Source organism: Edaphobacter sp. (genome assembly GCF_035763405.1).
Lineage (GTDB): Bacteria > Acidobacteriota > Terriglobia > Terriglobales > Acidobacteriaceae > Edaphobacter.
Window position 1 is genome coordinate 18,805 of record NZ_DASUBE010000100.1, and the last position, 12,974, is coordinate 31,778.

Below are 12,974 nucleotides of genomic sequence, written 5' to 3' on the forward strand. Positions count from 1 at the left end.
TTCGTGGTCAGTGTTTTTAATCAGTGTTGTCTGTGCAAACCGGTGTTAAGTTTTCGCGCTACTGCCCCAATGCAATCTGCCCCAGCAGTACAACGTTCAGCGTCACGATGATGCCGACAGAGACCCATCCTGCGATCCGCGTGCGCCGGGCGCTGGCAAAGCTGTGCATCACCGACGTGCGGCTGGTGAGCACCAGCAGCGGCACCAGCGCGAAGGGCAGTGCGAAGCTCAGCACGACCTGCGAGAGAATCAGAATCTTCAGCGGATCGAGCCCCACAGCAATCACAATCAGCGCGGGAATGATCGTAATCAGACGCCTGAGGAAGATGGAGAACTTGATGTCGAGGAAGCCCTCGATGATGACCTGACCCGCCATCACGCCGACCGTCGAAGACGACAACCCCGAGCACAGCAGCGCCACCGCGAACACGGTAGCCGCAGCAGGCCCCAACAACGGCCCAAGCGTGTGGTGCGCTTCTTCGATCGTCGTCACCGGGTTGGCCAGATGACCGAAGGCGACAGCAGCCATGATGATCATGGCGGAGTTAATGAGCCACGCGCCATTCATCGCAGCGAAGACATCGATCAGCTCGAAGTGCAGGTAGCTGCGCCGGCGCGAGCTGCCTTCGATCTTCGGCTGTTTCAAGAGCACATCGCGCCGGGGCTGCACCAGGGCAGAGTGCAGGTAGACCACGTGCGGCATCACCGTCGCGCCCAGCATTCCGACGGCGACGTACAGGCTCGCGTGAATCTCCTTGGGGTCGAGCGTGGGGATGAGCGTATAGAACGCGGCCACCTTCCAGTCTGGATGAACGAGAAAAATTTCAAAAGCGTAGCAGACGCCGATGACGCCGACGAAGACCATAATGCCGCGTTCGAGCCACTGGTACCCGGCGAGGTCGAGCGCCAGAATGACAAACACCAGCACGGCGGAGATAACCGCCGCAATCACCATCGTCTCGGTCTTCGACCAGCCGTGCGCCAGCATCGCGGGGCCGAAAAGGAGGTACATTCCCAACGCCGCGCCCAGAAACTCAGCCAGGTCGGTGGCAATCGCCGCAATCTCCGCCGTCGCCCAAAGGAACCACGTCATGGGCCGGGAAAAGTGCTTGCGGCAGTTCTGCGGCAGTGTCAGCCCGGTGACGATACCCAGCTTGGCCGAAAGGTACTGGATAAGGATGGCCATCGCGTTCGACCACAGCAGAACCCATAGCAGCCTGTAGCCGAAGCGGCTGCCGCCTTCGATATTGGTGGCGAAGTTGCCGGGGTCGATATACGCCACCGAGGCCACGAACGCCGGCCCGAAGTAGGCCCAGATCTCATTGCGACGAAACCCCCGCCAGAACTTCTTCTCCTCTCCAATTAATAAATTAGCCATGACTAAATTTTACCGGAATGGTAGCCTAAGTCAATACAACTCTCATGGCAAAGTCCGCGGGCAAATCCGAAAAGCGGTCAACAGCAAAGAGCACCCCCGCCGCTGCCGCAAGCGAAGCCATCGACGACTACCTGAAGGCCATCTTCGAGCTGAGCGGGCGCGAGGAGCGGCAGGTCTCCTCGACCGAGATCGCCGCGCATCTCGAAATCAGCGGCGCTTCGGCCACCAACATGCTGCAAAAGCTGGCCGCGCTCGACCCTCCGCTGGTGGTCTACAAGAAACACCACGGCGTGCATCTCTCGAAGGCCGGCCGCAGGCGGGCGCTTGAGATCATCCGCCACCACCGACTCATCGAGACCTTCCTGCACCTCGTCCTCGGCTATCCGTGGGACGAGGTCCACGAAGAAGCCGAGCGGCTGGAGCACTTCATCTCTGAACGATTCGAGGAGCGCATCGCGGCCAAACTCGGCCACCCGGAGTTCGACCCGCACGGCCACGCCATCCCTGCGCTCGACGGCACGCTACCCACCAGCGAGCCGCAGTCGCTTTCGCGCCTTAACCCAGGTCAGTCGGCGCGCGTGGCCAGCGTCTCCGACAAAGACCCGGAGATGCTCCGTTATCTGGCGGCGCAAGGCATTCGCCCCGGCGTGAAGCTCACCCTCACCGAACAGCTTCCCTTCCAGGGCGCGTTCCACGTGCGCATCGGCACGCAGAAAAAGGCCGCGCTCCTCAGCCATCCGCTCGCCGAGGCCATTGCCGTTGCAGTGAAATAGAAATTTACAGCCGATATCACCAGACGCTGCGCTAAGCTACTTCTCATGGCCGGCTTGGTTCTCGACGTTCTTATCGAATATCTATGTCGAGGTATCACGCTCATGATCCGAAGCATCCGCAGTATGAAATGGCCAACAACAAATGCAAAAGTAACAGGCTCTGAACGAACGTCCTTTGCTTGTGAAGTAGCGAGAATTTCGTTTTCCTACAAAGTGGCTGACATTCTGTACGAAGGTAAACAAGTAGTTCCTTTCTGGTCCCGCAACTCAGCGGAACAGTATGTTCGTTTTAGGGAACCGGGAACGACTGTTATGGTTCGCGTAAATCCCGAAGACCCTGGTAAGTCTTTTCTTCTGGATCGCGTGGTCTCACCTGGTGCCGGGAGATAATTGAAAATACAGAACCGCCTTACCCCAGGGGCTAAAGCCCATCCTTCGTTCTGGATGCGTTTGGCACGGCTGAAGCCGTGCCCTTAAGCAAAGCGCGGCTTCTGAAATGGCCTAGGAGAATTTGGACCTATGAAGGTATTAGTTATCGGCGGCGGAGGCCGCGAGCACGCTATCGTCTGGTCGCTCAGGCGCTCGCCGCAGGTTACGGAGGTCGTCTGCGCGCCCGGCAACGGCGGCATCGCCGAGATCGCCCGCTGTGTTCCGGTTGATGTGAACGACCTTGCCGCGATGGCCAACCTTGCCGCTACTGAAAAACCCGGCCTGACCGTCATCGGCCCCGAGGTGCCGCTGGCACTCGGCATCGTCGATGAGCTGGAGCGCCTCGGCTTGCGCGTCTTCGGGCCTACGAAAGCTGCCGCGCGTCTCGAATCGAGTAAGGCCTTCGCCAAATCGTTCATGCAGCGCAACGGCATTCCCACGGCAGCGTATGCGGTCTGCTCGACACTCGACCAGGTGCGCCGCGAACTCGCTCGCTTCACCACGCCGGTGGTCGTCAAGGCAGACGGACTGGCTGCAGGCAAAGGCGTCGTTATCTGCGACACGCACGCCGAGGCGGAGCAGGCCGCCGCCGAGATGTTCTCCGGCGCGCTGCTCGGCAAGACCGAGGCCGAAGTTGTGCTCGAAGAGTTCCTGACCGGCGAAGAGCTTTCCTTCTTTGCGCTATGCGATGGCACGCACGCGGTCGAGATCGCCTCCGCGCAGGACCACAAGCGCGTGGGCGAAGGCGACACCGGCCCCAACACCGGTGGCATGGGTGCGTATTCGACCGACGGCATCGCCACGCCTGCCATGCGCCAGTGGCTCCTGCGCAACGTCGCGCAAAAAGTGGTCGATGGAATGAAGGCAGAAGGCACGCCCTTCAAGGGCATCCTCTTCTGCGGGTTGATGATGACGTCGCGCGGCCCGATGGTGCTTGAGTTCAACACGCGCTGGGGAGACCCGGAGACCGAGGCCATCCTGCTGCGCATGGAGACTGACCTCTGCGACCTCTTCAACGCCTCGATTGACGGCACAGCCGGCCAGCTTGCGGTGAAGATGAGACCTGGAGCGAGCGCCTGCGTCATCGCAGCCAGTGGCGGATACCCAGGCAAATATGCCTCGGGCAGGGTCATCCACGGCCTGACCCCGAACCAGTCGCGCGAAGACATGGTCGTCTTCCACGCAGGCACGGCAGCCAAGGACGGCCAGCTCGTGACCGCCGGAGGCCGCGTGCTCGCGGTGTCGGCCATGGCTCCCGACCTGCGCTCTGCACTCGACAAGGCCTACGCCGAGCTGGGCAAGATCAGCTTTGAGGGGATGCAGTTCCGCCGTGACATCGGCCACCGCGCTCTGAGAGGGTAATGAAAGGCGACCACGGATTGTATGGATTGGTGCCGTTTTCCCGGCAGGCGGGCGCCGCGCGGAGAAAAAATATGGCGAATCTGCGAAGCGTTGCCGCCGCCGCGATCATCCAACTCCTATCGTATTGAGAAACAAGGAGCCTAAGTAGCAACTACCCTTGAAGCGCCGTCATTTCGGTACCTTGGGCAGATATACTTAACCTTTGTGCCCATGAGGATTCGACAGGCGTTTGCGGCGGGGTTGATCGGGTTGGCTCCGGCGCTGACCGGGTGCCTGACCCACACTCACGTGGTCCCGAAGACGCGCCTGGCCTCGGTCGTCATGAGCACCTCGCTCGACCAACTGGGCAGACAGATCAATCTGCGCTACGACTCTATCCATTCGATGAACGCTGCCGTCGAGATCTCCGCGACGACGGGCGGCAACCTGCAAGGCAAGATCAAGGAAACCACCAGCCTGCGCGGCTACATTCTGATGCGCAAACCTGCGGACCTGCGTGTCCTGCTGCTCGTCCCGGTCGTCGGCACACGCGCCATCGACATGGTGACGGACGGCAAGAACTTCAAGTTGCTGATTCCGCCGCGCCGCGAGGCCATGGTCGGAACCAATCAGGTGACGACACCCTCGAAGAATGGCCTCGAAAACCTGCGGCCTGTCGTCTTCTTCGACTCCATGTTTGTGCAGGGACCGGAGCCGGACCAGATCATCTCGATGACCTCGGACACCCGCATCGTCGATGTGGATAAGAAGAAGCACGACCTGGTGGAAGAGCCCGCCTACGCCGTACAGATCCTCTCCGAACCAGAGGGCCAGCACGCCCGCACGCTGCGCGTCATCCACATCGACAGCACCAACCTGCTGCCCTACCAGCAGGACATCTACGACGCAGCGGGCAACGTCTCGACGAAGGCCTTCTACAGCAACTACCAGTACTTCGACAACACACCCTTTCCCACGACCATCCGCATCGAGCGCCCGCAGGACCACTACGGCCTCACCGTCGTCGTCACCAAGCTCACGCTGAACCAGAAGCTCGACGATGACCAATTCGAGCTGAACATCCCCGCAAGCTACCCCGTCAAGACCATGAACTGAGCGGCTTTGGTACGGGCGCGGACGCTATCGCAGTCTTGTTGCTCTGCCCATCTTTTTGTCCGCCCACTCGATGAAGTACTTCACATTGGGAGCGTCCGTGTGGCCGCCTGCATCTTGCCGCCACGCCAGCTCACCGCCGAGCAGGCCATCGAGCACCGGCGGCATCTGCGCGGTGCGATAGTCGTCTGAGACACCCATGCCCTTCGCGCCTACCAGCCTGAACACAGGCTGTGCGGCCACCGCAGCCATGTAGCTGCCCTGCTGATCGAGCCACTTTGCATCGCCCGCTGCGGGGATGCCGTAGCTGATGAACACCAGCCTCGGCGCGCACAGCGCAATCAGCTCGTGCGAATCCACGGGCAGGTCGCCGGGATTCATGGGCCCGCCTGACTTCACCTTCGCCGCCGCATACTTCAGGAAGTTGCCGGCCATCCAGTGATACTCACCCGTGCCAGCCAGGCTCTCGACCGCCTCTCCGAAGTTGCGCCTCAGGAGCGTCGCGCCGCCCTTGCCCGAGGAGCCAATCAGGCCCATGTAAAAGCGCGGCTCAAACGCCAGCGTCACCAGTGCCGCCTTACCATAGCGCGAGACTCCCTCGATGCCCACATGCTTCGCATCAACAGCCGGGTCCGTCTCCAGATATTCAAGACCACGTGCCGCGCCCCACTCCCACGCCCGCAGTGAGCCCCAGTCGTCAGGCTTGCGCGGCTGCCCATGGTTCACGAGGCCGATGATACCGCGCGTCAGCCCCGCGCCATTGTCGGCCTGAATGCTCGCCGGATCGATCATCGCGTAGCCCCATCCGTCGGCCAGCAGCTCCTCGTGCGGCGGCCGATCCTCGCCCGGATTCAGCCGCAGCGGAAAGCTAAACGCCTTCGGCGGCACCGGGTCGTAGCCCGGATACTTCCTGAAGATCTCCGCAATCTCCGGGTCGTCCTTCGACAGCAGCGCCCGCAGCTTCGCGTTGATCTTCTCCACATCCTCCGCCGGAGGCTGTGTCGGGTTCGGCAGCAGGCTCTGGCCAAACATCATCAGCACCGGCACCGGACCTTTTGCATTCGCAGGCGTGACCAGCGTCATCGAGATATCCACGTTGATGGCCGGATACGCCGAGTTGTCCACGTGTCCCACCAGCCGCTTCGCAATCACCGGCGTAAACCCGACGTACTCGCGGTCAGTCACGGCCACCGTCCACGTCACCTTCGGCGTGTGGTTCGGAATGCGCCCGTAGACCTCGCGCTCGAAATCCTCGACGATCTCCGGTCGGCGCTGCTTCCACCACATCTCAGGCGTCGTCACCTTCCGGCCGTCTTTGAGTGTGAACACATCGGGCAGATTCGGGTAGGGGTTCGCCTTCGACTCGTCGTAGTTGGCATGGTTGGGCGCGTTCTCGTCGCCGCTCGGTCCCGGACGCAGCGCCTCCAGGCCCAACTGGTCCATCATGTTCTGATGGTCTTGCTCGGCGGTGAACGTCACCGGTGCGGGCAGATGCTTCTTCGTTGCTCTTTGTGCTCCGCACACGGCAGCGCCCGCGAGGAGAACGCCGATCGATGCCGATGCAAGAAAAATTCGATGGGTCGAATTTAGTATGGACAATGGTGCCCTCTCCGGTGCTATTTTTACAATACTAATCTAGATAAACGATTTAGTTCGCCACCCATAATAAGGCAATCCATGCATCTGCTCAGGAAAAAATTCGCCGCCTCCATCATTGCTCTGACCTTCACCACTCCCGCGCTGGCCAAAGCTCATCGTCAGCCGCAGATAACTCAAAGCCACTGGGTCGGCACGTGGGCAGCCTCGCAGCAAATCCCCGAGCCGGCGAACTCGCGCGCGCCCGAAGATCTCACGGACGCGACGCTTCGCCAGATCGTCCACCTCTCCCTCGGCGGGACTGAACTGCGCGTGCATCTCTCGAACGCCTTCGGCACCCAACCGCTCCACATCACCTCGGCGCACATCGCCGTGCCGCTCTCGGCGTCGTCCGCGCAGATCGACCCCACGACCGACCATACTCTGACCTTCGACGGCAAACCCGACGTCATCATTCCCGCAGGCGCAGAGTACATCTCCGACCCCATGGCCTTCCCGGCCGCGCCGCTCTCGAACCTCGCCATCACCCTCCACTACGGCCAGCCGCCCGCTCGGGAGACGGGCCATCCCGGCTCGCGCTCCACCTCGTACCTCGTGCACGGAGATGAAGTCTCGGCAGCGGACCTGACCGGGGCGAAGAAGATTGACCACTGGTATCAGATCGCGGGCGTCGATGTCGAAGCCCCCGCCAACGCAGCCGCTATCGTCACGCTCGGCGACTCCATCACCGACGGACACGCCACCACCACCAACGGCAATGACCGCTGGCCCGACGTGCTCGCCACCCGTCTCCAGGCAGCGCCCGGCACGCGCGACCTCGGCGTGCTGAATCAGGGCATCGGCGGCAACCACCTGCTGACCGACGGCCTCGGCCCGAACGTGCTCGCGCGCTTCGACCGCGATGTGCTCGCGCAGCCCGGCGCGAAGTACCTCATCGTGCTCGAAGGAGTGAACGACCTCGGCGGCCTCACGCGGCTCAACGAAATCAGCAAAGCACAGCACGACGCCTTCGTCGCCCGCATCCTCGGTTCATACCGGCAGATTATTCTTCGCGCGCACGCTCGCGGCATCCAGGTTATCGGCGCGACCATCACGCCCTACACCGGATCGGACTACTACCACCCCGGCCCGCTGAGCGAAGCCGACCGCCAAGCCATCAACCAATGGATACGCACGCCCGGACACTTCGACGCCGTCATCGACTTCGACAAGGCCACACGCGATCCTGCACATCCAGACCGCCTGCTGCCCGCCTACGACTCCGGCGACCACCTGCACCCTTCGCCCGCAGGCTATCGCGCCATGGGCGAAGCCATCCCGCTCTCACTCTTCGTGTCTCGATAGCGCGGCGTGGCCGACTGGAACAGATACACCCCGAGGATGGTCATCAGCGGCTCCAGCGGATGCCGAAACCGCGCCCCGGCCGTGACCAGATAGTAGGAGATCGGGAGCAGCAGGAACGCCCACGCCATCATGCCCGCGCCCGGGATACGGCGATGCAGCGCCAACCCAAGCCCCATCAGCCCCGCCAGTGTGATGAAGCCGAAGTTCAGCATGCGCGGAATCTCCACCGACCAGGGCGAGACCGAAGGTACTCCGAACCAGAAAAAATAAGTCCGCTTGAGGCTGTCCTTGACGAAGTGCGCAGGGTGCGCGCGGATATAAGCCTTCGCCAGCTCGCCTCGCATCCGCACGTAGCGCACCTCGCCCAGTTCGGCGTAGAGCCGGAACTGATTCGGGGACTCGTTCGGGTGTTCATAAGTAATCAGGAAGCCGTTCGAGCCGGGACCATTGCCCATGTACAGCTCCGCGCCCAGATTGCCGCGCAGAGGGATGAAGGTATCGAAGACATGGAAGTTCCGCGCCTCCCACGGCGCAATCGAGGCCAGGAAGACCAGCCCACCCAGCACCGCGTTGCGCAGCGCGTGCGGACGGCCCCACGTACCGATCAAAATCCACAGCCCACACACAGGCAGAAAGAGCAGCAGCGTCGAGTTCGAGAGCGCAATGGCACCCCACATCAGCCCGAAGATGGCCCACAGCAGCGTTAGTCGAGAGTCCGATTCAGTCGCATATCTCGAATGACGGTCTACATCGCGCATCCTGAGCGCCAGCACAATGACCCACGCAAAAACCGCGGTCGTCAGGGTCATCTCCCATATCCAGCGCACGGCGTACTGCATCGCCGCCGGATACAACGCCCACAGCCACGCTGACCAGACCGCATTCCGCCGCGAGAAGCAGCGCACAGCGATCTCCCAGATGGCGAGCACGGTCGCAGCCGAAAGCGCCGAGTTGATCACCAGCAGCACCCACGCCGAGGCCGCCGTGTACACACCGAACAGCTTGAAGACGCCCGCTATCAACAGCGGATAGAGCGGCGGCAGCCACGCCGTCGCGCCCGTGTGTCCTGCAAACGAGTTGCCGAACGGATCCGCGTAGCCGTGACCGGTGGCCAGCGCACGTGCAATGCGGCCAGCCTCCCAGCCGAACTGGAAGTGCTCGTCGGTCAGGCGGAAGCGGTAAGTGTGGGCGAGCGTGATGTAGAGCACGCGGACGAGGAACGCCGCCCAGAAGATGCGCCACGGCAGCCGCGTGTCCGCTTCATCGCCGCGCATCCACCGGGCAAGTCGAGTGATCATGCAGCTACGATTCTAGCCTGCGCAAAGCTGCGCTATGCCGCGTCGGGCTTGCGGGTGTGGCTGCGCAGCTCCTCCAGCCATAACGCCAGGTCGAGTTTGCCGGTGGTCAGATCGCCCGCAGCGACCATGTCCAGCACGACGTCCTGCAACTCGGGCGTCAGATCGGCAAAGGCATAGCCCGTCCGCGAGCGCGCCAGCTCATCGAGTTCGTCGAGCCCCAGAGGATATACCGTGGCGTCAGGCACCTGCACGGCGTCTGTGTCGCCGGCGAGGTCCGCATCCAGTTCGACGGCGACGTGGCTGGGCGCGGCGATGGCTTCGTGCAGCCGCGAGATCATGCGCCTGAGCACGGCGTAGAGTGTCGCAAACTGCGGCACGCTGAGCGCATGAGGGACATAGGATGCGTCCTTGTCGGCGGGACGCTCCAGCGGGGTAACTTGCTTTGATCCGGCTGCCTGGTCTGCCGGAACCAGTTTCAGGTGTTCTCTACGAACTTCACGGACTGCCACGATAACTCCCTCCCCCCGGAGGTCGGTGGCCAGACTTTACGCAATACCGTCTGGCCTGTCCCGTTGTCCTATTTTGACCCCAAAGATTGTAGGAAAACTCGTCACTCATCCAACATGAGTCTCCCCCGAAAGTGGTATTCCTTTTTGCGGCATCTTGTTGCTTGAAATCTGTCCCGTACACTGATGAGACCATGCCCAACATCAAGGTCCAGAAGCTGCACCCGGCGGCGCAACTGCCCCGCTACGCCCACAGCGGCCCCTATGGCGATCTGGCCGCCGATCTCTACGCCGCCGAAGCCGTTACGCTCGCCGCTGGAGCCACGCTGGCCGTCCCCACCGGCATTGCGCTCGAGTTTCCCGCCACGCATGGCGCGCTGGTCGAAGATCGCTCCGGGCTTGCCATGCGCGGCATCACGACACTGGCCGGCGTCATCGACCCCGGCTATCGCGGTGAGGTCCGCGTCGTCATCACGAACCTGAGCACCGCAACCGTCGAGATCAAGCCCGGCGATCGCATTGCCCAGCTCCGCATCGTCCAGAAGATCGAAGCGCAATTTGAAGAAGTCAGCGCACTGGCCGAGACTCCGCGCGGCGCGGCAGGATTTGGCAGCACCGGCAGCTAGCGTGAAACAGGCGTATTCTCTTTTTCTGCGGTTCGGGAGGAGATGACGGTGAGCGCACAGTCAGCCAGCATCGCACAGTGGCCCGCACTGCCCTGGAACGAGTGGGCCGAGACCGCCGATACCCTGCACATGTGGACGCAGATCGTCGGCAAGACCCGGCTGGCGCTTACGCCGCTGCAGAACCACTGGTGGAACGTGCCGCTCTACGTTACGGCGCATGGACTGGGCACGTCTTCGATCTCCTGCGGCAACGACGTGCTCGACATCGAGTTCAATTTCATCGCCCACGAGCTGAATCTCCGGCTCGGCTCCGGCGCGACTCGCTCAATCGCGCTGCGCCCGCAGACGGTGGCCGAGTTCTACAGACAATACCTCGCCTGTCTCGGGTCGCTCGGCGTCTCGGTCAAGATCAACCCGATGCCGGTGGAAGTCCCGAATCCGATCCGGTTCGATGCCGACACGGTCCACAAGTCTTATGACGCGGAATATGCCCATCGCTTCTGGCGTGTACTGGTCGATGCCGAGCGGGTCTTCCGGAAGTTCGGCACTGACTTTCTGGGCAAGATAAGCCCCATCCATTTCTTCTGGGGCAGCTTCGATCTTGCGGTGACGCGCTTTTCCGGACGGCCCGCACCACCGCGCGACGGGGCCGACAGCATCCAGCGCGAGGCCTACTCGCACGAGGTCATCAGCGCGGGCTTCTGGCCCGGCAACGGAGGCTACGGCGCCGCCGCGTTCTATGCCTACGCCGCCCCGGTACCGAAGGGACTGGCCGATGCATCCATCCGCCCCACGGCAGCGGGATGGGACAAAGCCCTGGGGGAGTTCATCTTCAAATACGACTCCCTGCGCACCCAGCCCTCGCCGGACGATGCGCTCCTGGAGTTCCTCCAGAGCACATACGCCGTCGCCGCCGATCTGGCCAAGTGGGACCGCGCCACGCTCGAACGCCACTAAATCCCGTAGATGCAGCTCGTCTGTCGCGCCTCGCCCACCATGCGACAATAGAGGAGCGAGCCATGCCCAACACGCAAGTTCAGCCTCCTATCCAGACCCAGATTCCGGCCCCGGCCACCATCACGCCGGAGCTGCTCAGGCAGCACAGCATCACGCCCGACGAGTACGCCCGGATCGAGGCCTCGATGGGCCGCACGCCGTCGCTGACCGAGCTGGGCATCTTCTCCGTGATGTGGTCGGAGCACTGCTCCTATAAGTCGTCGCGCGTCCACCTGAAGCGGCTGCCGACCAGGGGAGAGCGCACCTCCGGCCCCGGCAGCGTCGTGCAGGGACCCGGCGAGAACGCGGGCATCATCGACGTGGGCGACGGCTGGGCCTGCGCCTTCAAGATCGAGTCGCACAACCACCCCAGCTACATCGAGCCGTATCAGGGAGCGGCCACAGGCGTCGGCGGCATCCTGCGCGACATCTTCACCATGAACGCCCGCCCGCTGGCCGTGATGGACTCGCTGCGGTTTGGCCCGCTCGACGAAGCGGAACCAGATGAGGCCCTGCGGCGCAAAAACCATCAGGTCGCCACCGGCATCGTGCATGGTGTTGCCGGGTACGGCAACTGCTTCGGCGTCCCTAACCTGGGCGGCGAGACGCGCTTCGAGCCGTGCTACTCCGGCAATCCGCTGCTAAACGCTTTCGCGCTTGGGCTGGTGAAGATCGACGAGATTTTTTATGCCAAGGCCGTCGGCGTCGGCAACCCGGTCATCTACGTGGGCGCGAAGACGGGCCGTGACGGCATCCACGGGGCCACGATGGCCTCGGAAGAGTTCACCGAAGGCTCCGAGCAGAAGCGCCCCAACGTTCAGATGGGCGACCCTTTCATGGAAAAGCTCCTCCTCGAAGCCTGCCTCGAAGCGATGGCGACCGGCGCTGTGCTGGGCATTCAGGACATGGGCGCAGCGGGGCTGACCTGCTCGACCTGTGAGATGGGCGCGCGCGGCGAACTTGGCCTCACCGTCGAACTGGACCGCGTGCCGCAGCGCGAGACCGGCATGACCAGCTACGAGATCATGCTCTCCGAGTCGCAGGAGCGGATGCTGCTGGTCGCCGACAAGGCCCGCGCACAGGAAGTCCTCGACGTCTTCACCAAGTGGGGACTCGATGCCTCCATCGTCGGCGAGGTCACGGCCGAGCCGAACATGCGCATCACCCAGCATGGCGAGCTGGTCGCCGACATCCCGAACAAGTTCCTTACCGACGACGCGCCCGTTTACCGCCGCCCCGTCGGCGAGTGGAAGCCCCCAGTCCCGCTCGACCCGCCCGCGCACGTCCTCGAAGAACTGAAGAAGCCGCGCGACTATACTGCCGACCTCAAGAAACTGCTGGCGAGCGCGAACATCTGCGACAAACGCTGGGTCTATGAGCAGTACGATTCGATGGTCCAGACCAACACCGTGCAGGGCCCCGGTGGCGAGGCCGGAGTCATGCGCATCAAAGGCACGCAGCGCGGTCTTGCGATGGCGCTTGCAGGCAATGGTCGCTGGACGTACCTCGACCCGAAGCTCGGCGCGATGCACGCCGTGGCCGAGGCTGCGCGCAAGGTAGCCTGCACCGGCGCG

12 protein-coding genes are annotated in these 12,974 nt (G+C 62.8%); 8 read left to right on the forward strand and 4 right to left on the reverse strand.

The genetic code is table 11. From position 1 onward, the window contains the following. Positions 1-58: 58 nt before the first annotated feature. Positions 59-1,378 (reverse strand): Nramp family divalent metal transporter, encoded by a 1,320-nt coding sequence (locus VFU66_RS10315; protein ID WP_326446165.1) that lies wholly within the window; start codon positions 1,376-1,378, stop codon positions 59-61. Between the two features lie 44 nt (positions 1,379-1,422). Between VFU66_RS10315 and VFU66_RS10320 the strand changes: the two genes are divergently transcribed. The 4 genes from VFU66_RS10320 to VFU66_RS10330 all read left to right on the forward strand — a co-directional run bounded on the left by VFU66_RS10320 (position 1,423) and on the right by VFU66_RS10330 (position 5,037). Continuing rightward, positions 1,423-2,151 (forward strand): metal-dependent transcriptional regulator, encoded by a 729-nt coding sequence (locus VFU66_RS10320; RefSeq protein WP_326446166.1) that lies wholly within the window; start codon positions 1,423-1,425, stop codon positions 2,149-2,151. 123 nt (positions 2,152-2,274) lie between these two features. Beyond that, positions 2,275-2,541 (forward strand): DUF3592 domain-containing protein, encoded by a 267-nt coding sequence (locus VFU66_RS15775; protein ID WP_422653416.1) that lies wholly within the window; start codon positions 2,275-2,277, stop codon positions 2,539-2,541. A 129-nt stretch (positions 2,542-2,670) separates the two neighbouring features. Continuing rightward, a complete protein-coding gene (gene purD, locus VFU66_RS10325) occupies positions 2,671-3,942 on the forward strand; it encodes a phosphoribosylamine--glycine ligase (protein ID WP_326446167.1) in 1,272 nt (423 codons plus the stop codon). Between the two features lie 210 nt (positions 3,943-4,152). Then, the gene (locus VFU66_RS10330; protein WP_326446168.1) at positions 4,153-5,037 is read left to right on the forward strand and encodes a DUF4292 domain-containing protein; all 885 of its coding nucleotides are present in this window, start codon (positions 4,153-4,155) and stop codon (positions 5,035-5,037) included. A 24-nt stretch (positions 5,038-5,061) separates the two neighbouring features. Here VFU66_RS10330 and VFU66_RS10335 read toward each other — a convergent pair whose 3' ends face one another. Next, entirely contained in the window at positions 5,062-6,633 is a 1,572-nt protein-coding gene (locus VFU66_RS10335) for an alpha/beta hydrolase family protein (RefSeq protein WP_326446169.1), read from the reverse strand. A 78-nt stretch (positions 6,634-6,711) separates the two neighbouring features. Between VFU66_RS10335 and VFU66_RS10340 the strand changes: the two genes are divergently transcribed. Next, complete coding sequence (locus tag VFU66_RS10340; protein WP_326446170.1) at positions 6,712-7,974, forward strand: SGNH/GDSL hydrolase family protein; 1,263 nt, start codon at positions 6,712-6,714, stop codon at positions 7,972-7,974. On the opposite strand, the gene VFU66_RS10345 is transcribed toward VFU66_RS10340, so the two are convergent. Together VFU66_RS10345 and VFU66_RS10350 are read right to left on the reverse strand one after the other, a co-directional pair. Beyond that, complete coding sequence (locus VFU66_RS10345) at positions 7,923-9,272, reverse strand: glycosyltransferase family protein (protein WP_326446171.1); 1,350 nt, start codon at positions 9,270-9,272, stop codon at positions 7,923-7,925. The two genes, VFU66_RS10340 and VFU66_RS10345, sit on opposite strands and share 52 nt — an antisense overlap. A 32-nt stretch (positions 9,273-9,304) precedes the next feature. Then, the gene (locus tag VFU66_RS10350) at positions 9,305-9,781 is read right to left on the reverse strand and encodes a gluconate 2-dehydrogenase subunit 3 family protein (RefSeq protein ID WP_326446172.1); all 477 of its coding nucleotides are present in this window, start codon (positions 9,779-9,781) and stop codon (positions 9,305-9,307) included. A gap of 191 nt (positions 9,782-9,972) precedes the next feature. Here VFU66_RS10350 and dut point away from each other — a divergent pair, with 191 nt between their 5' ends. From dut to purL, 3 genes are all read left to right on the forward strand, one after another. Continuing rightward, positions 9,973-10,404 carry a dUTP diphosphatase gene (gene dut, locus VFU66_RS10355; protein WP_326446173.1) on the forward strand — a complete coding sequence of 144 codons (432 nt, stop codon included), beginning with the start codon at positions 9,973-9,975 and terminating at the stop codon, positions 10,402-10,404. Positions 10,405-10,446: 42 nt separating this feature from the next. After that, positions 10,447-11,361 carry a DUF5996 family protein gene (locus VFU66_RS10360; protein ID WP_326446174.1) on the forward strand — a complete coding sequence of 305 codons (915 nt, stop codon included), beginning with the start codon at positions 10,447-10,449 and terminating at the stop codon, positions 11,359-11,361. A gap of 62 nt (positions 11,362-11,423) precedes the next feature. Then, on the forward strand, positions 11,424-12,974 hold a 1,551-nt coding region (purL, locus tag VFU66_RS10365), incomplete at its 3' end, for a phosphoribosylformylglycinamidine synthase subunit PurL (RefSeq protein ID WP_326446175.1).

Coding starts and splice junctions, on each gene's coding strand:
- VFU66_RS10320 (WP_326446166.1), top strand. CDS start 1,423: ATGGCAAAGTCCGCGGGCAAATCCGAAAAGCGGTCAACAGCAAAGAGC.
- VFU66_RS15775 (WP_422653416.1), top strand. CDS start 2,275: ATGAAATGGCCAACAACAAATGCAAAAGTAACAGGCTCTGAACGAACG.
- VFU66_RS10360 (WP_326446174.1), top strand. CDS start 10,447: ATGACGGTGAGCGCACAGTCAGCCAGCATCGCACAGTGGCCCGCACTG.
- purD (WP_326446167.1), top strand. CDS start 2,671: ATGAAGGTATTAGTTATCGGCGGCGGAGGCCGCGAGCACGCTATCGTC.
- VFU66_RS10340 (WP_326446170.1), top strand. CDS start 6,712: ATGCATCTGCTCAGGAAAAAATTCGCCGCCTCCATCATTGCTCTGACC.
- dut (WP_326446173.1), top strand. CDS start 9,973: ATGCCCAACATCAAGGTCCAGAAGCTGCACCCGGCGGCGCAACTGCCC.
- VFU66_RS10345 (WP_326446171.1), bottom strand. CDS start 9,272: ATGATCACTCGACTTGCCCGGTGGATGCGCGGCGATGAAGCGGACACG.
- VFU66_RS10330 (WP_326446168.1), top strand. CDS start 4,153: ATGAGGATTCGACAGGCGTTTGCGGCGGGGTTGATCGGGTTGGCTCCG.
- VFU66_RS10315 (WP_326446165.1), bottom strand. CDS start 1,378: ATGGCTAATTTATTAATTGGAGAGGAGAAGAAGTTCTGGCGGGGGTTT.